14 protein-coding genes are annotated in these 16,314 nt (G+C 69.0%); 7 read left to right on the top strand and 7 right to left on the bottom strand.

The window, feature by feature from the left end; all coding sequences use genetic code 11:
- Positions 1-6: 6 nt before the first annotated feature.
- Positions 7-1,716, top strand: coding sequence for an Rne/Rng family ribonuclease (locus AB8619_RS11370; protein ID WP_436792752.1), 1,710 nt, complete (start codon positions 7-9; stop codon positions 1,714-1,716).
- 22 nt (positions 1,717-1,738) lie between these two features.
- Here the strand turns inward: AB8619_RS11370 and AB8619_RS11365 are convergent, their stop codons facing one another.
- Positions 1,739-2,428: a LuxR C-terminal-related transcriptional regulator gene (locus AB8619_RS11365; protein ID WP_436792751.1), complete on the bottom strand. Its 690-nt coding sequence runs from the start codon at positions 2,426-2,428 to the stop codon at positions 1,739-1,741.
- A gap of 209 nt (positions 2,429-2,637) precedes the next feature.
- On the opposite strand from AB8619_RS11365, the gene AB8619_RS11360 reads away from it, so the two are divergent.
- Positions 2,638-4,332 carry an ATP-binding protein gene (locus AB8619_RS11360; protein WP_436792750.1) on the top strand — a complete coding sequence of 565 codons (1,695 nt, stop codon included), beginning with the start codon at positions 2,638-2,640 and terminating at the stop codon, positions 4,330-4,332.
- Here the strand turns inward: AB8619_RS11360 and AB8619_RS11355 are convergent.
- Complete coding sequence (locus AB8619_RS11355; RefSeq protein ID WP_436792749.1) at positions 4,324-5,049, bottom strand: hypothetical protein; 726 nt, start codon at positions 5,047-5,049, stop codon at positions 4,324-4,326. The two genes, AB8619_RS11360 and AB8619_RS11355, sit on opposite strands and share 9 nt — an antisense overlap.
- A gap of 176 nt (positions 5,050-5,225) precedes the next feature.
- Between AB8619_RS11355 and rplU the strand changes: the two genes are divergently transcribed.
- The 3 genes from rplU to AB8619_RS11340 all read left to right on the top strand — a co-directional run bounded on the left by rplU (position 5,226) and on the right by AB8619_RS11340 (position 6,575).
- Positions 5,226-5,534 (top strand): 50S ribosomal protein L21, encoded by a 309-nt coding sequence (rplU, locus tag AB8619_RS11350; RefSeq protein WP_436792748.1) that lies wholly within the window; start codon positions 5,226-5,228, stop codon positions 5,532-5,534.
- Between the two features lie 32 nt (positions 5,535-5,566).
- On the top strand, positions 5,567-5,821 hold the full coding sequence (rpmA, locus tag AB8619_RS11345) for a 50S ribosomal protein L27 (RefSeq protein WP_436792747.1): 255 nt from the start codon (positions 5,567-5,569) through the stop codon (positions 5,819-5,821).
- A 175-nt stretch (positions 5,822-5,996) separates the two neighbouring features.
- Complete coding sequence (locus AB8619_RS11340; protein WP_436792746.1) at positions 5,997-6,575, top strand: TetR/AcrR family transcriptional regulator; 579 nt, start codon at positions 5,997-5,999, stop codon at positions 6,573-6,575.
- Here AB8619_RS11340 and AB8619_RS11335 read toward each other — a convergent pair.
- Entirely contained in the window at positions 6,565-7,638 is a 1,074-nt protein-coding gene (locus tag AB8619_RS11335; protein WP_436796376.1) for an HD domain-containing protein, read from the bottom strand. The two genes, AB8619_RS11340 and AB8619_RS11335, sit on opposite strands and share 11 nt — an antisense overlap.
- Positions 7,639-7,766: 128 nt before the next feature.
- Between AB8619_RS11335 and obgE the strand changes: the two genes are divergently transcribed.
- Both obgE and proB read left to right on the top strand, forming a co-directional pair.
- The gene (obgE, locus tag AB8619_RS11330) at positions 7,767-9,005 is read left to right on the top strand and encodes a GTPase ObgE (RefSeq protein ID WP_436792745.1); all 1,239 of its coding nucleotides are present in this window, start codon (positions 7,767-7,769) and stop codon (positions 9,003-9,005) included.
- Positions 9,006-9,009: 4 nt separating this feature from the next.
- Positions 9,010-10,098, top strand: coding sequence for a glutamate 5-kinase (proB, locus tag AB8619_RS11325; protein ID WP_436792744.1), 1,089 nt, complete (start codon positions 9,010-9,012; stop codon positions 10,096-10,098).
- A gap of 98 nt (positions 10,099-10,196) precedes the next feature.
- Here the strand turns inward: proB and AB8619_RS11320 are convergent, their stop codons facing one another.
- Genes AB8619_RS11320 through AB8619_RS11305 form a run of 4 tightly spaced genes read right to left on the bottom strand, consistent with a single transcriptional unit; the run spans position 10,197 to position 16,299 of the window.
- Positions 10,197-11,033, bottom strand: a complete 837-nt coding sequence (locus tag AB8619_RS11320) for a PspA/IM30 family protein (protein WP_436792743.1) — start codon at positions 11,031-11,033, stop codon at positions 10,197-10,199.
- 52 nt (positions 11,034-11,085) lie between these two features.
- A complete protein-coding gene (gene murJ, locus AB8619_RS11315; RefSeq protein ID WP_436792742.1) occupies positions 11,086-13,521 on the bottom strand; it encodes a murein biosynthesis integral membrane protein MurJ in 2,436 nt (811 codons plus the stop codon).
- A gap of 25 nt (positions 13,522-13,546) precedes the next feature.
- Positions 13,547-15,382: a substrate-binding domain-containing protein gene (locus AB8619_RS11310; RefSeq protein ID WP_436792741.1), complete on the bottom strand. Its 1,836-nt coding sequence runs from the start codon at positions 15,380-15,382 to the stop codon at positions 13,547-13,549.
- Positions 15,379-16,299, bottom strand: a complete 921-nt coding sequence (locus AB8619_RS11305; protein ID WP_436792740.1) for a hypothetical protein — start codon at positions 16,297-16,299, stop codon at positions 15,379-15,381. The genes AB8619_RS11310 and AB8619_RS11305 overlap by 4 nt, the downstream gene beginning before the upstream one ends.
- Positions 16,300-16,314 lie beyond the last annotated feature (15 nt).

Raw genomic sequence — 16,314 nt, 5'->3', positions numbered from 1 at the left:
TCCACCATGACCGACACCCACACCGGGTCGGCCACACCGAACGAGCGCCCGGAAGGCGCTGCAGCTGAAGGATCGGGCGCATCGCCCGACCGACCGCCTGCTCCGGCAGAGAACCAGAACAAGCCCAAGATCGGCGACACCCGCGCCGCCCCGCCGTCATCGGACAGCGGTGAGACCAGCGACGGTCCCGGCCGGCAACGCAACCGCTCGCGGGGGCGTGGAGGCCAGGGCAAGCAGAAGGCCCAGGGCGGCGAGCAGAAGCCGCGTTCCGAGTCGCCGGACGAGTCGACCGCTCCTGCCAAGTCCCGTTCGCGCCGTCGCCGGCGTGGCAAGGGACGTGGCCAGGGCAACGCCAAGCCGGTGGAGTTGGCGACCGACATCGACGCCGTCGAGCTCGATGCCGATCAGCTCGAGGCCCGTAAGGGCAAGCACCGCGACGGGAAGCCGGTCGGGCGCTACACGATGGCCGTCCACAAGACGCCGAAGGCGACGCAGATCGCAGTCCTCGAGGGACGCACGCTGATCGAGCACTACGTCTCCCGTCCTGCCGACGACATCAGCCAGATCCACGGCAACATCTATCTCGCCAAGGTCGCCAACGTGCTGCCGGGCATGGAGGCAGCGTTCGTCGACATCGGGACACCCAAGAACGCGGTGCTCTACCGCAGCGACGTGTCGTACGACCCCGACGACGTCGAGGGCGGCGGCAAGCCCCGGATCGAGGACGTGCTGAAGGCCAAGCAGACGATCATCTGCCAGGTCACCAAGAACCCGATCGGCGTCAAGGGCGCTCGTCTCACCCAGGAGGTCAGCCTCCCCGGACGATTCGTGGTCCTGGTCCCGAACTCGGGCACCTACGGCATCTCGAAGCGTCTCCCCGACAACGAACGCAAGCGGCTGCGCAAGATCCTCGACGGCGCCAAGCCCAAGCAGCACGGTGTGATCGTCCGAACCGCAGCCGAGAACGTCACCAGTGAGGAGATCGCCAACGACGTCAAGCGGCTCGTCTCCCTCTGGGACCAGATCGAGGCGCTGGCGAAGAAGTCGCAGGCTCCCACGCTGCTCTACCGCGAGCCCGACGTCGCCGTCCGGGTGATCCGTGAGGAGTTCTCGAAGGACTACCGCTCGGTCGTCATCGACGACAAGGAGCTCTACGACGACGCCCTCGACTACGTGTCGGGGATCACCCCGGCCCTGGCCGATCGCGTCCAGTACTACGACCTGGCCAACGAGAAGCTGCCGCTGTTCGAACGGCACCACGTCCACGAGCAGCTCCACAAGGCGCTCGACCGGAAGGTCTGGTTGCCGTCGGGCGGTTCGCTCATCATCGAGCACACCGAGGCACTCACGGTCATCGACGTGAACACCGGCAAGAACGTCGGCAAGTCGAACCTCGAAGACACCGTGTACAAGAACAACCTCGAGGCCGCGGAGGCGATCGCTCACCAGCTCCGGTTGCGCGACATCGGCGGCATCATCGTGATCGACTTCATCGACATGGAGATCAAGAAGAACCGGGAAGACGTCGCTCGGTCCCTCCGCGAGGCCCTGGCACGCGACAAGACCCGCACCCAGGTGTTCGACATCTCCGAACTCGGCCTGGTCGAGATGACCCGCAAGCGCATCGGCGAGGGACTGCTCGACAGCTTCACCGACACCTGCGAGATCTGCGACGGGCGCGGAACGGTGATCGACCAGTCGCTGCTCTCCGAGTAGCGGCCGGTCGGGATGCGCCGGGTCAGAACGGCGAGCGCGGGCCGATCAGGCCGCGCTGCGTCGCTGCGCTGATCGCGGCGATCCGAGAATGCACCCCGAGCTTGAGCAACGTCTTCGAGATGTGGTTCCGCACGGTGTTCGCGCTGATGCAGAGACGGTCGGCGACATCGGCGGTGGCGAGTCCGTCGGCCAGGTGTTCGAGGATCTGCATCTCGCGCAGGGTCAGCGTCGGCCGGCGATCTCGTGAGCAACCGAGGTGCTTCATCAGCGCGGGCATGAGGGCGGGGGACACCACGACCTGTCCGCGCGCGACCTGACGGATCGCCGACACCAGATCGGTCAGTGGCTGTGACTTGTCGAGGAACCCCTCGGCGCCGGAGTTCATCGAGTCGATCAGCGCTCGTTCGGACGGCGCTCCGGTGATGACCAGGACGCGGCAGTCGTCGGACGACGCGAGAAGATCCCCGATGTGCTCGGTGACGTCGCCGTCGGGCAGGCGGAGATCGGTCACGACGATGTCGGGTCGGAGGCGATGCGCGGCGGCGACACCGTCGGCGATGGTCGTCGCCGTCCCGGCGATCTCGAGACCGACCTGGCTCCGGAGGGTGCCGCCGATCGCCGTCGCGACCATCTCGTGATCCTCGATCAGGAGGATCCGGAGCGCGTCCGCGCACCGACGTTCCGTAGCAGCCCTCCCCGTCGAAATCGACATGACACCCGTATCGGCATAAAACAGGGGATACTTGACCCCAAGCAGCTGACAACAGTGCGTCGGGGCCGCACCATGGTTGACAGATCACCTCGACTCGGAGTGAACGGATCGACGGGCAGGGAGGGGGCGCTACGACCGAGACATCCCGCGACGAGACCCGCCGCACCTGGGCGCATCGAGCCCTCGACCTCTTGCCCTCGGCGGTGCTGGTGGCGACGAGGCAGTCACGAACGACACTGCACGTCGTCGGTGGCAACACTGCAGCGCGACGCGCTGGGCTGCTCGGGGCGCAGGACGATGGGCTGATCCTCGAGATCGCGGGGTCTCGGCCGCTGTACCCATCGGGCGGCCGTCCGGGGGATCCGGCGGATGCCCAGATCGTCACCGTCCGGTCCGACGGCAGGGACCCGGCCACGTACCTGGTGGTCGATGGCGTCGATGGTCACGTGGTCCTCGTCGACGCCGCGGTGCTCGACGGTGTTGCCGGCGAGCGGGAGGCCGGGCATCCGGACTGGGACGACCTCGGGTTCTGGGCCATCGACCTGGTGACCAGCGAGCGGTACGTGTCCACACAGGTGTTCCGGATGCTCGGCGATGACGAACTCGGATGGCGCGACCTGATCGAGCGTGTCCACGACGACGACCGTGTCATGGTCGAGCATGTCGCCGAACGGGCCCGGTCGGTGGTGGGTCCGTACCGACTGGAGCATCGGTTCCTGGTCGACGGTCGGTGGCACCACTTCCGCCATCGGTTGCAGTCCATCGCCGGACCCGACGGACGCCCTGCGAGGCTCATCGGGGTGACCTCGGAGCTCTCCGGGGCGTCGGACCGCGACGTCGCGGTCGACCTCAGCGAGGGCGACCGGCGCGTGAGCCTGCTCGCCAGGGGGATGATCCACGACTTCAAGAACTCGCTGGCGGTGATCGCCGGGCACGCCGACCTCGCGCAACAGAGCGCCGAGGCGGGCGAGGCGGTGCCGCCCGAGCACCTCGCGGTCATCGGCCGGGTGGCGAGCGAGGCCGCCGAGATCACGACTCGTCTCCTCCACGCCGGCCGGCCCGGACTGGGCGTCACGCGCTACATCGACGTACGAGCGGTGATGGGACGGATCACGCCGCTGGCGCAGGCGACGCTGGGTCGCACGGCGGAGGTGTCGGTCACGATCGAGCCGACGACACGCCGGATCATCGCTGATCCCGACCGTCTCGACGGCGCGTTGATCGATGTCCTGATCAATGCACGTGACGCGATGTCGACAGCAGACCGTCGTCTTCACCTGCACTACGAGGAACGCGACCTCGTTCCGGACACCGGTGTCGCCGCCGACCACGACCTGGTCGGCGGTCGTTACGGATTCCTGTCGATGACGGACAACGGGGCAGGCATGGACGTCGCGACGCTCGCCCATGCCCGTGAACCGCTGTACACGACCAAGGATGCCGACAAGGGATCGGGCCTCGGGCTCTCGATGGCGGCCGAGTTCGCTCGATCCTGTGGAGGTGCACTCCTGCTCGAGAGCGTGCCGGGAGAGGGCACCACCGTCACGTTCGTCGTGCCGACGGTCTCGCGCCACCGCCGGCGGGCGGCGTTGCGGGCCCGGCGGCTCAGCGTCGTGCTCGTCGGAGACGACACCGAGCGCTGCGAGGAGATCCGCCAGCACCTCGACCGAGGCTTCCAGACCGTGTTCGCCCGGTCCGACCGAGAGCTCGACCATCTCCTCCGCACCGAGCCGGTCGACGCCGTCCTCGAGGTGCGCCGGTCCGACCGACCGGCGATCCAGGTGTGGCTCGGCGCTCCCTGGGAGTTCTCGGCGCCGGCGTCGACCTGGAGCGCGTCGGCGGTCGGAGGCCTCGGCGACCACATCAGCGAGATCATCGCCGAGCGGGACCGTCCGTCAGTGTGATCCGGCCAACCAGTTGGCCGACCACGAGCGCTGCTCGCCTGCGCAGGCCGCCAAGCCGTGTGACGGGTTGATCCGGCCGGTGAACGCCGTCTGGACGCAGTCCGCCCACGCCTCCTCCGGCCGGTTCGGCGGTTCGGGCCAGCCTTCCGGCGCGGCGCCGGCGTAGGCCTGGGATCCGTACCGGTAGGCGATCTGGTGGCCGAACTCGTGGGCCACGACGTCCGTGAGGTGGTCGAAGTTCCCGTTCGCGTGCGTCGACCCGATGGCGATCACACCGTTGCCGTGTGCCCACGAGGTCGACCCCTCGATCATCTCGAACCGGACATTGATCCGTGAACGCCACGCTGCGGGAACGCCGGCCTGGTACGCCCGGAGCACCCGGTCGTACGCCGACTCCTTGGGCTGCGGCGGCGGCGGGGGTTGCGTCGGCGGGGGCGCGACGGTCGGAGGCGGCGGCGGAGGCGCGGTCGTGGACGGCGGCGGCGGGGGCGGGGGCTGCGTCGTCGTGGTCGGAGTGACCGTCGTCGTCGGAGCCTCGGTCGTCGTCGTGGTCGCCCGGAGTTGGAACGGCACGCGCTCGTCGGGGTCGCTGGCAGCGACGATGGTGTCCTGGTCGGTGGCGGCCTCCGCATAGACCGACGCGGCGTCGAGCGCGAGGACGCTGACGGCGCAAAGGGTGAGGAGTCGAAGAACTCGCTGTCTGGTGCAAATGGTCATGCATCGGAGATCGACGCAGGCCAGGGGTGCCGAGACGCGCAGACGCACCTGAGGATGTGGTGTGGCCTCGCTCTCTCGAGGAGGCGTTCGCGCTAGGTCCGACGACCCAGGAGCTCGCAGAAGTGTGGCTCCGGGGTTGGAGGCTTCGGCCTCCGCGTAATACAGTGGGAAACCTTATGTACGCAGTCATCGCCAGTGGCGGGAAGCAGCATCGTGTCGCCGAGGGCGACGTCATCGAGGTCGAGCGCCTCGGCGTCGACGACGGCGAGGCGATCGAGCTCCGGCCCGTTCTCCTCGTCGACGGCGACACCGTCCTCGCGACCCCGAACGACCTCGGCGGGGCATCCGTGTCCGCCCGTGTCGTCGGTGATGCCACCGGTCCCAAGATCAACGGCTTCACCTACAAGAACAAGACCAACATCCGGAAGCGGTGGGGTCATCGTCAGCGCTACCAGCGCATCGAGATCACCGGCATCAGCCGCTGATCATCCGATCGATCTCGCAGAGGTAATCACCCATGTCCAAGACAAAGGGCGGCGGTTCCACCCGGAACGGCCGTGACTCCGAATCCAAGCGCCTCGGCGTGAAGGCCTACGACGGCACCGTCGTGACCGCAGGTTCGATCCTGGTCCGCCAGCGCGGCACCAAGTTCCACCCCGGCCTCAACGTCGGCAAGGGCGGCGACGACACGCTGTTCGCCACCATCGAGGGTCAGGTCAAGTTCGGGTCCCGTCACGGGCGCAAACTCGTGGACATCCTCCCGGTCGACTGACCGATCGACAGACGAACTCCGCAGACGCCGTGGCCGATGGTCACGGCGTTTGCGCGTCCGGACACCGGTTGCGTTACACTGTAACTTCGGCGGATCTCGACAGTTTCCGCGTTGGCGGTGGGCGACCATCGTCAACGCGGAGGTCTGAGCGCCGAAACGGGGGAGGAACCGGGTCATGAGTCCGAACAGTTCGGAACTCGACGGTCGGATCCTCGACGCAGCCCGAGCGCTGGTCGACGAACGTGGCCATGACGCGGTGACGATCAGCGCAGTCGCCGACCGCGCCGGGGTGAGCCGGCCGACCGTGTACCGGCGATGGCCGAATCGAGCGGCGCTGCTCTTCGACCTCGAACTCCGCAGCAGCGTTCCGAATGCGTTGCCCGATCTCGGCTCGTTCGCCGCCGATCTCCGTGCGGTCATGGGGTTCCTGCACCACCAGATGGCATCGTTCGACCGGGAGATGCATGCGGAGCGACTCGCGCTGATGCTCGCCGATCGCGAGTTCGCCGGCGAGGTGCACCGCAGACGGTGGATCCCGGATCGAGGCGACGTCCTCCCGCTGTGGGAGCGAGGTGTCGCCCGAGGCGAACTCGACCCGGAGATGGACGGCGCGGCGTTCCTCGACGACGTGGTGTCCGCCGCGATGTTCCGGGTGTTCTTCTGGCATGTGTCCGACGACTCGTGGATCGACCCGTATGTCGATCGGGTGTGTCGGGGTGTCGTCCGCCAGGGTGGGTCGTCTGCTACGCCGTGAGGCCGATCGGCAGGTCGACGGTCGACCAGCCGAGGTGCTCGACTGCACGGTCCTGGGCGAACCGGTCGGTCATCCCGCCGACGAACGCGACGGCCTCGTGGGCCGGGTCCATGTCGTCGGTGAACGTCCGGCCCGCGGCGATCAACCGTGCCGGGTCGGATCGGTACCACTCGACCAACTGGGAGAGGAGACGGTCGACGACGACGGCTTGGGCACGCGACGCCGGGCGCAGGTAGATCTCCTCATAGTTGTACGCCCGGAACGCACCGAGCGCGTCGGCCGTCTGGGGGTCCATCCCGACCACACCGGACTCGGTGGTCGTCCGGACCATCGCCTCGATGAACGCATGGAGTTGCTCACGCCGGCTGCGACCGCAGCGCTCGGCCACCACGGCCGGGAGGTCGTCGGGCGTCGCCACGCCGGCCAGGACCGCGTCCTCGAAGTCATGACACAGGTAGGCGATCCGATCGGCCCAACTCACGACCTCGCCCTCCGGCGTCATCGGGGCGGGTCGTGACCACGAGTGATTGCGGATCCCGTCGAGGGTCTCGGTGCACAGGTTGAGTGGTTCGAGAACCACGTCGGCACCCCAGGTCGCATGGTCGTAGCCACCGGGTACGAACGGATCGAGGGCATCCTCGGACGCGTGGCCGAACGGGCCGTGGCCGCAGTCGTGGCCGAGCGCGATGGCTTCGGCGAGCGCGACGTTGAGGCGACAGGCCCGAGCGATCGACGTCGCCACCTGCGCCACCTCGAGGGCATGGGTCAGCCGTGTTCGTTGGTGGTCGTCGGGGTGCACGAACACCTGGGTCTTGCCGGCCAGACGACGGAACGCGGTGCCGTGCACGATCCGGTCGCGGTCACGCTCGAAGCACGTGCGCCAACGGTCGGGCGCTTCTTCCACGGCGCGGTTCCCCGCTCCGGCTGCCCGGGTGGCTCCCGGCGCCAGCAACGTGTCGAGCCGTTCCTCGCGCTCGGACCGGCCGGCCACGTCGACCGGCCCGATGTGGGCGCTCGAGTCGGCGTGGGCCTGGCGGATCGTGTCGTCGCCGTGCCCCGACATCGTCGCGGCCCAGCGGCGTCCACGTTCGGAAATGGCGGCGTTCGCGTCGTCGGGGGAGACCACGAGGCGATTCTCGCATGTGTATCGGCAGTGGCCCGACCACCTCGTCGCCGTAGTCTCGGACTCCCATGAGCCAATTCGTCGACGAGTGCAACCTCCATGTCAAGGGAGGCGATGGTGGAGCGGGATCGGTCTCGTTCCGTCGCGAGGCGCATGTCGCCATGGGTGGGCCCGACGGCGGCGACGGCGGCGACGGCGGCGACGTGTGGTTGGTCGCCGACCACAACGTGGCCTCGCTGCTGGGATTCCGCGATCACCCGTTCCGCCGAGGCGAGGACGGCACCCACGGCTCGGGCAAGAAGCGTCACGGCAAGAGCGGTGCCGACATGGTGGTCCCGGTTCCCGAGGGGACGGTCATCAAGGACCGCGATGGCACGGTGCTCGCCGACATGGTGCACACGGGCGATCGCTTCCTCGCGGCCGAGGGTGGCCAGCGAGGACGGGGCAATGCCCGGTTCCTGTCCAACAAGCGCCGCGCCCCCGGGTTCGCCGAGCAGGGCGAGGTGGGAGAGGAACGCTGGCTGCACATGGAGCTGAAGCTCCTCGCCGACGTGGCCCTCGTCGGCTTCCCCAGCGTCGGCAAGTCGACCCTCATCTCGGTGATCTCCGCCGCGAAGCCGAAGATCGCCGACTACCCCTTCACCACCCTCGAACCGAACCTGGGCGTCGTCAAGATGGACGACGAGGTCGAGTTCGTGGTCGCCGACCTGCCGGGTCTCATCGAGGGGGCGAGCGACGGGAAGGGTCTCGGCGACCGCTTCCTGCGCCATGTCGAGCGGGCACGGGTCCTCGTCGTGATGCTCGATCTCGCCCCGATGGCGATGCACTCGCCGGCCGAACAGGAGAAGATCCTCCTGAGCGAGCTCGCCGACTACGACGCGCGGCTGCTGACCCGACCGCGCATCGTCGTGGGCTCACGCGCCGACCTCGACGACGGGACCTGGGAGTTCGACGGCCCCCGCGTCGCCGCCGTCACGGGCAACGGGGTGCCGCAGTTGGTCGGCCGCATGGCCCAGGCGGTCACGGACGTCCGCGCCGAGGCGCCGCCCCGTGAAGCGTTCGTGGTCCACAAGCTCGCCGGCGAAGGCTTCCAGGTCGTCCGCGACGAGACGGGCGACTGGGTGGTCGAGGGGCGTCAGGCCATCCGCGCCGTGGCGTTCTCCGATCTCACGAACCCCGAGGCGATGGACGAGGCGCAGCGACGGCTCAAGTCGCTCGGCATCGACAAGGCACTGGCTCGCGCCGGCGCCCAACCCGGTGACACCGTGCACATCGGCAAGCTCGTGTTCGACTACGAGACGGACTGAGATCGTGATCATCGTCGCCAAGATCGGGACGTCGTCCATCACCGACGACGCGGGCACGATCGACGAGCCTGCGATCGCGAAGTTCTGCGGCGAGGTCGCGGCACTCCGGGCAGAGGGGCACCAGGTCGTCATGGTGACGTCCGGCGCCATCGCCGCCGGTCTGCCCACGCTGGACTTCGACGAGCGCCCTCGGGACGCAGTAACGCTCCAAGCGGTCTCGGCGGTGGGTCAGAGCCGTCTGATGGCCGTCTACGACCGGGAGTTGGCCGGCCACGAGCTCATCGGTGGCCAGGTCCTGCTGGCACCGCTCGACTTCATGGTGCGGGAGCAGTACCTCCATGCGCGGGGGACGCTCACCCGCCTCCTCGACCTCGGCGTCGTGCCGGTCGTCAACGAGAACGACGCCATCGCCGACGACGAGATCCGCTTCGGCGACAACGATCGTCTGGCGGCGCTCGTCGCGCACCTCATCCGGGCCGACCTCCTGGTGTTGCTCACCGACATGCCCGGCCTGCTCTCGGCCGATCCGCGGCTCGACGACGGTGCGTCGCTCATCGAGGAGATCCTCGAGGTCGACCACAGCCTCGAGGCGCTGGCCGGCGGTGCCGGCTCGGCTCGGGGGAGTGGTGGCATGGCGTCGAAGCTCGCCGCGGCCAAGATCGCTGCGTGGTCGGGTGTGCGGGCGATCATCGCCGCCGCTCATCGCGAGCACGTGCTCCGAGATGCCGTCGCCGGCGTCGCCGGCGTCGGCACGCTCGTGCACCCACGGGCCGACCGACTCCCGGCTCGCAAGCTCTGGATTGCGTTCGCCGTTGGATCGTCGGGAACGATCGTCGTCGACGACGGAGCAAAGCGGGCGCTGATCGAACGAGGCGTGTCGCTGCTGCCTCCGGGTGTCGTCGACGCCAAGGGCGGCTTCGACGTCAACGCCGCTGTCGAGATCGCCGGCCCGGACGGGCAGGTCTTCGCGAAGGGTCTCGTGCGCTTCGACGCCGCCGGCCTGCGAGCCGTCGCCGGGCGACGCACCGACGCCCTCCCCGAGGGCGCCCCGCATGAGGTCGTCCATCGCGACGACCTCGTCGTCCTCCCTTAGCCGGCCACGGACCCCGTTTCGCCCGACCAACACCGGTTCTGGTGTCACTTCGCGTCACCTGGGTGACGTGAGCGTTCACCAGAACGGTGTGTTCAGGGTCAGGGGGTGGATTCGCCGGTGGCGGTCTGCGTCTCGCCCTCGGGCATCGACGGTGCTTCCGAGCCGGTCGACTCGCCCGCGATGGCGCCCTGTTCGGCGGCGGGGGCCTCGTCGGCCGTGATGCCCAACTGCGCCTTGATCTCGGCCAGGCGGCCCTGGGCCTCGACGTTCATCGCGGCCTGTTCGACCTCGAGCATGCGACCCTCGACCGACGAGCCCTGGAGCTCGGACATGCCCTTTGCCTTGGCGTAGCGGGCCTCGACCTTCGACCGGACCTCTTCGAGCGTCGGGACGTCCTCGCCCACGGTGGCCGAGAGCTGCGCCATGGCGCTGTTCATCTCTTCCTGCATGTTGGCCTGGTCGATCTTGCCGAGGAGGGCCTGACGCTCGGAGAGCTTCTTCTGGAGTGCAGTCGAGTTCTGCTGGACGGCGAGCTTGGCCGAATCGGCGGCCTCGGCGGCCTGGTAGTGGAGGGCCTTGAGGTCCTCGACCTCGGACTCGAGCTGGATCATCCGGTTGGCGAACGACTCGGCGGCGCTGGTGTACTCGGCGGCCTTGGCGGCGTCGCCGGTCTTGGTGGCCTGGTCGGCCATCATCACGGCCTGGCGGGCGTTGCCCGAGACCTTCTCCAGGTCTTCCATGACCCGGTTCAGACGCATCTCGGTCTGCTTCTGGTTGGCGATCACGTTGGCGGCCTGCTGCGTCAGCCGCTTGTGCTGCTCGTGGGCTTCGGTGATCGCCTGTTCCAACTGGACCTTCGGATCAGCTCGCTCGTTGAACGAGCCGCTCAACTTGGCCACGGAGTACTTCCACCAGCGCTTCAAGACCTTGATCATGCGGGGGATCGTAGACGCGCCCGAGGGTCGGTGGTCTCGGTGGTGTCGGGCGTCACCCGGTGGAGCGGCCCGAGAGTTCCTCGCGCAGGTTCATCCCCATCGCCCGGGTGCCTGCGAGGTACACCAGCGCGGCCACCCCGAAGACCGGGACGAACTCGATGATCGGTGAGGGGTCGCCGATGGCCAGGGCCACGAGTCGGGCGGCGGCCGCTGCCGCGATGGCGCACGTCACGACCATGCCGAGTCGATCGCCACCGAGGCTCACCGGCCCGATCCGCCAGCGCAACGCCATGCGCAGGAGGAAGAACTCGACCCACGCCGCGCACATCGATCCGGTGGCGATGCCGACGGCGCCGAGATGGGTGTTCAGTTCGGCGGTCGCTGCGGTGTCGACCTGGAACGAGGTGCCCACGATCACGAAGCCGTCGAGCCAGAACATCAGGGTCAGCGCCACGACCGTTCCGACGACGACGCGAACCAGGGCGATGCGGGCAGGTGTCCGTGGATCGTCGAGGGCGTACAGCGTGTTCTGGAGCAGCCGCGATGCCGTGGTGGCCAGGAGGCCGAGCGAATACGCAGCGAGGATGAGCCACACCAACCGGGTGTCGCTCTGCGTCCACTTGCCCCGTTCGAAGAGGGCGCCGATCAGTGTCTCCCCGAGGGCGAAGTAGAGGACGGCGGTCGGAGCGACGAAGTACGCGACGCGGGCGAGGCCTCGCTCGACGCGATCGAGCATCTGGCGGGGCGACTGCGGACCGAGGCGAGACAGCTCCGGGAGTTCTGCGGCGGCGATGCTCATCCCGAACAACGAGACCGGCAGGAGGTAGAGGAACTGTGCCGACGTGTCGGCAGCCAGCGCTCCGGTCAGCAGCAGGCTGGCGAGCATGAGGTCGACATAGCCCGAGATCTGGACGATGCCCCGGCCGAAGATGACGGGACCCAGGCGCCCCAACGCATCGCGGACGGCTGGCCGACGCCGGTCGAGCGACAGGCGGAGGCGGGGTACCAACAGGCGCACCGACGGGAGTTGGACCAGCAGTTGGGCGAAGCCGCCGAGGACGACGCCCCACGCGAGCGCATTGGCGAGCGACTGTTCGGTGCTGCCGCCGATCGCCACCACCGCCACCACGACGACCTGGGCCACGTTCCACAACACCGGGGCGACATAGGAGAGGAAGAACCGTCGATGGGAGTTGAGGATGGCGAGGCACCAGGCCGACAGGACGAGCAGCCCGATGCCGGGGAACATGATCCGTACCAGCGAGACGGTGAGGTCCAGCTTCTCGGGCTCGTCGCCGAAGCCGGGCGTGAGCAGGAGCGTCAGCGGTCGAGCGGCGACCATCCCGACCACCACGAGCACCGAGGTGAACGCCGCCAGCAACCCGGCGATGGCGCCTGCGGTGCGGCCCGCTTCCTCGTCGTCGGTGTCGGCGAGCCTCGAGTACACGGGGATCATCGATGCCGACAGGACCCCCTCGCCCAGGAGGTTCTGCATCAGGTTGGGGATGCGCAACGCCGCGCGGAACGCCTCGGCCGAGACACCGAGCCCGAGTGCGCCGGCGGTGACGATCTCTCGGACGAGCCCGGAGAGACGCGAGAGGAGGATCCCGGCGCCGACCGAGGACGCCCCGCTCTTCGGCTCGCTCGCGGCGGCGTAGTCGTCGACGGTGGTCCTGGTCCCGGTCCTGGTCCTGGTTCGGGCCGGGGGAGTGGGCGTGGTCATGCGCCCGCCGCTTGCGCGCCCGGATCGCCGGTCTCCTCGAGGGCCTGTCGCAGCGCCTCCATCTCGGTGACCAGGTCGTCGACGTCGTCGTCGACCGAGCGGAGGCCCTCGGCATCGTCGAGTTGGACCGACAGCTCGATCGCTCGGGCCACCGACTCGTCGAGGCGTGCGTCGATGACGCGGAGTTGGGCACGCGCGTCGGCGATCAGCCCGTTCGAGTCGGGCAGCGGTGTCGATCTGGGCCTGGAGTGCATCGGCGGTCCGTTCGAGCTTCGAACCCGCGGCCCAGCCCTGACCGGCATCGTGTTCGACCAACGCCAGTTCGGCTGCGGCGGCTTCGGCATCGACGGCCTTGCGAGCGGCGGTCAGCTGCGTGCCGCGTTGGGCGATGCGCTGGACCTCGCGGATGCCGTCGTCGATCCGCTGGCCGATCGACTCGAGACGGGCGCGGATCGGCCCCGCCTCGGTCGCGGCCACGGCCTGGTCGAAGCGGACCTGCGCCTTCAGGGCCTCGACGACCGAGCTGCGCCAGGGCTCCGGGACCTCGAAGGGGTCGACCCGCTCCCGCTTGGCGTTCTTCGGGACCGACGTGAGGACCCGTGCGGCCCACGCCGCGACACCGACCGCGGGAGCCACCAGGAGGGGGAGTCCCGTGACGATCGCCAGGCTCGCTCCGGCGCCGGCCAGCAGGATGCTGCTCGGTGCGGTCATCGCACGGGCGACGGGCGGCGTGAGGAACCGGTCCCGGAAGGACAGTTGGGACATCGGGGCGAGGCTACGCGACCACCCTCTAGAAGTTGCTCACCACCGCGGTGAAGACCTTGGTGATCGACCGTGGGTCGCTGGCGTCGTACACCGCGCCGTTCGACGCCTCGGCGATGCGGCGCAGCGTGCCGAGGTCGGCGTCGCCGCCGTAGGCGATCGGGAAGACGCGCACCGGCTTGCTGGTGGCGCCCTCCGAGCCCTTCGTCAGCGTGTCGAGCAGGGCGTCGAGTTGGCGGGCGTCGTCGCTGCCGTTGCCGTCGTCGTTCCGTCCATCGGTCAACAGCACGAGCGCATTGATCCGAGCGGGGTCGTAGGTGGCGTTGAGTTCGTCGTAGGTCGCCTGGGTCACGTCGTAGAGCGGCGTGCCGTTCAGCGGGACCAGGTCTCGGATCCGGTTCGCCAGGTTCTCGCGGACGTCGCCCACGCGGCTCGGTGGCACCAGGTCGAGGAACGTCGCCCCGGCGGCGTCGAGGTCGCTGGTGAAGATGCGCAGGCCGACGTCGTCGTCGTCCTTGAACTCGTCGAGCGCTTCGATCGCCGCCCGCTTGGCGAGGTCGAGCTTCGTCTCACCCGTGTCGCTGTCCGCGACGTCGCCCATCGAGCCTGACACGTCGATCACCAGGGTCACCCGAGCGCTCTTGCGCTGCGTGTCCCAGGCGTCGAGGATCGAGACCGTGACGGCCGGCGGGGGCACGTCGAGCAACGTCTGGGGCTGCGTGGCGTCGAGACCGTTGGAGGCGTCGATCGGGGCGCCGACGGCGACGTCCGGGTTGCCGGGCCGGAAGCCGAACTCGAGCACCTTCTCCTGGTTCTGCGGGAGTTGCACGTACTCGACGAACTTCGCGGCGGCGGCCTTCTCCTCGTCCGACACCCATTCGGCGTCGAGGATGATCATCGGGTTGTCGGAGTAGAGCGTGCCCTCCTCGGGGTAGATCGCGACGAGGGGCACCCGAGGCTCACGCGGCTCCTCGCCCTGCGACAGCACGCCGTCGGGGTTGCCGGTGTTGTAGTCGACGACCGACTTCTCCTCGACTGCGGCGGCCGAGACGTACGCGTACGGGTTGCCGCGCTGGTCGGCCCGGTACCAGTTGTTCATGAACGTGAGCGTGGTGTCGCCGTAGTGGACGACCGCCGACTCGACGTCGGAGCCGTACTGCACCACCTCGGGTTTGGCCAGGTCCTCGGCCGACAGCGAGTCGGTGGTGCCCGCGGCGGCGTAGGTCTGGGCGATGAGCGCCGAGAGACCCGACGTCGAGAAGTTCGGGTTGGTCTTGCCGAGCCGGAACGCACCCCACTCCGGGTGCCCGAAGTCCGCCCACCCCTGCGCCGATCGCGCCAGTTCCAGGACGTCGCCCCATCCGAGCGCCTCGTCGGGCCACCCGAGGGCCTCGGCCATCGGACGTGGCATGGCGATCACCAGCGGGGTGAGCATGAACGGTGTCGCGTCGATGGCGATGGGCTCTCGTCCGCTGGTCTCGTAACGCTGGTTGAGGACGGTGCCCCAGGCGCTCGACGCCGGCGACCAGATGACCGGCCGTGGTCCTTCGGTCGCCTCGTCCCAGCCCTGGTCGAGCAGCTGAGCGGCACCGCCCGACGCCTTCGACTGGACGATGGGGGCGATGCACTCGCCGTCGTCGGTCTCGGCCAGGTCGGAGTCGACGAAGTCGGCGGCCAACTGCGAGAGCAGCTCGATCTTCTCCGAGGAGACGGCGACGTCGATCACGAGGCAGTCACCCGGATCGATGATCGGGTTGCCGTTCTCGTCGAGCGACAGCCCGCTGTCGCCGCTGGTGCACGCCGCAGCGGCCAGGGCGATCGCAAGGATGATGCTGATGCGTCGGAACACAGTGGTTCTCCTCATCGGTTCTCGTTCCAGAAGGTTCGCAGTGCAGCGAGGACGCCGCCTGCAGGGAGGCCGTCGGGGCCGCTCTCCGGAAGGGCCCATCCGGCCTCGGTGAGCGCGGTCTGCAGCGCAGCCCGGGCGTCGTCGCCGAGGGACGTTCCCGAACGCACCAGCGCCACGACATCCACCCGGACGGCCGGGTCGATGTCGATGGTCGGCGTGATCGTCCCGAAGTTGGTGGACAGGTTCGTCGTGTCGGCGGCGACGGCGCCGGTGGCGGTGATCCGCCCGGGCCCCTGCGTGCGCATGGTGGTGATCGGGTCGTCCTGCTGCCCGCCCGCCAGGCGGCTCGCCAGCGAGTTGAACGTCCCGTCGAAGTCGTTGGCCGCGAAGTCGCCTCGACCCAGCAGGTTGGCGGCCTGGGCCGCGGCCACCGAGAGCCCGGTGGCCGAGTCGACAGGGGGTGCTGCGCTCCGGACCCGGTCGCCCTCGGCGAGGGTGGTGCCGTCCTGCGAGGCGATGCACGTCCAGTCGACCGATCGACCACACGCGTCGGTGAGTTGCTCGGACCGGGACGTCCAGATCGCGAGCACGACGCGTGAGCTGGCGAGCGGCGAACCGTCGATCTCGAAGACCGGGTCGAGTCCGAGCCTTGCTCGCTCGTCGATCACGAGCCGCGCCCACGCCGCCGGCACGATCCACACCTCGTCTTCGAGTGTCACCTCGTCGGCAACCAGGGCATCGGCCGTGATGCCGGCACGTTCGACGCGGCCGCCGCCACCGGCCTGGCAGATGGGGCGGAACTCCGTCGGGCAGACGAGACCGCCGGCATCATCTGCGGCAGCGGACCCGCCGTCGTCGCTGAAGGTCCCGCGTGCCGCCAGGGCCGCCACGACCATCACCACTGCCCCGAGCAGGGCGCCCACGCGCTTCATCGTGGTGACGACGCT

Origin of the sequence: Actinospongiicola halichondriae (assembly GCF_049103745.1) — a bacterium.
Taxonomy (GTDB): Bacteria; Actinomycetota; Acidimicrobiia; order Acidimicrobiales; family Salinilacustritrichaceae; genus Salinilacustrithrix; species Salinilacustrithrix halichondriae.
The sequence above is the reverse complement of the archived record's forward strand: the minus strand, read 5'-3'. Positions and strand labels throughout refer to the sequence as shown.

What these genes read in the sequence shown, in the direction of transcription:
- AB8619_RS11370 (WP_436792752.1), top strand. Translation starts at nt 7, where the DNA reads ATGACCGACACCCACACCGGGTCGGCCACACCGAACGAGCGCCCGGAA.
- AB8619_RS11365 (WP_436792751.1), bottom strand. Translation starts at nt 2,428, where the DNA reads ATGTCGATTTCGACGGGGAGGGCTGCTACGGAACGTCGGTGCGCGGAC.
- AB8619_RS11355 (WP_436792749.1), bottom strand. Translation starts at nt 5,049, where the DNA reads ATGACCATTTGCACCAGACAGCGAGTTCTTCGACTCCTCACCCTTTGC.
- rplU (WP_436792748.1), top strand. Translation starts at nt 5,226, where the DNA reads ATGTACGCAGTCATCGCCAGTGGCGGGAAGCAGCATCGTGTCGCCGAG.
- rpmA (WP_436792747.1), top strand. Translation starts at nt 5,567, where the DNA reads ATGTCCAAGACAAAGGGCGGCGGTTCCACCCGGAACGGCCGTGACTCC.
- AB8619_RS11340 (WP_436792746.1), top strand. Translation starts at nt 5,997, where the DNA reads ATGAGTCCGAACAGTTCGGAACTCGACGGTCGGATCCTCGACGCAGCC.
- AB8619_RS11335 (WP_436796376.1), bottom strand. Translation starts at nt 7,638, where the DNA reads ATGTCGGGGCACGGCGACGACACGATCCGCCAGGCCCACGCCGACTCG.
- obgE (WP_436792745.1), top strand. Translation starts at nt 7,767, where the DNA reads ATGAGCCAATTCGTCGACGAGTGCAACCTCCATGTCAAGGGAGGCGAT.
- AB8619_RS11320 (WP_436792743.1), bottom strand. Translation starts at nt 11,033, where the DNA reads ATGATCAAGGTCTTGAAGCGCTGGTGGAAGTACTCCGTGGCCAAGTTG.
- murJ (WP_436792742.1), bottom strand. Translation starts at nt 13,521, where the DNA reads ATGTCCCAACTGTCCTTCCGGGACCGGTTCCTCACGCCGCCCGTCGCC.
- AB8619_RS11310 (WP_436792741.1), bottom strand. Translation starts at nt 15,382, where the DNA reads ATGAGGAGAACCACTGTGTTCCGACGCATCAGCATCATCCTTGCGATC.
- AB8619_RS11305 (WP_436792740.1), bottom strand. Translation starts at nt 16,299, where the DNA reads ATGAAGCGCGTGGGCGCCCTGCTCGGGGCAGTGGTGATGGTCGTGGCG.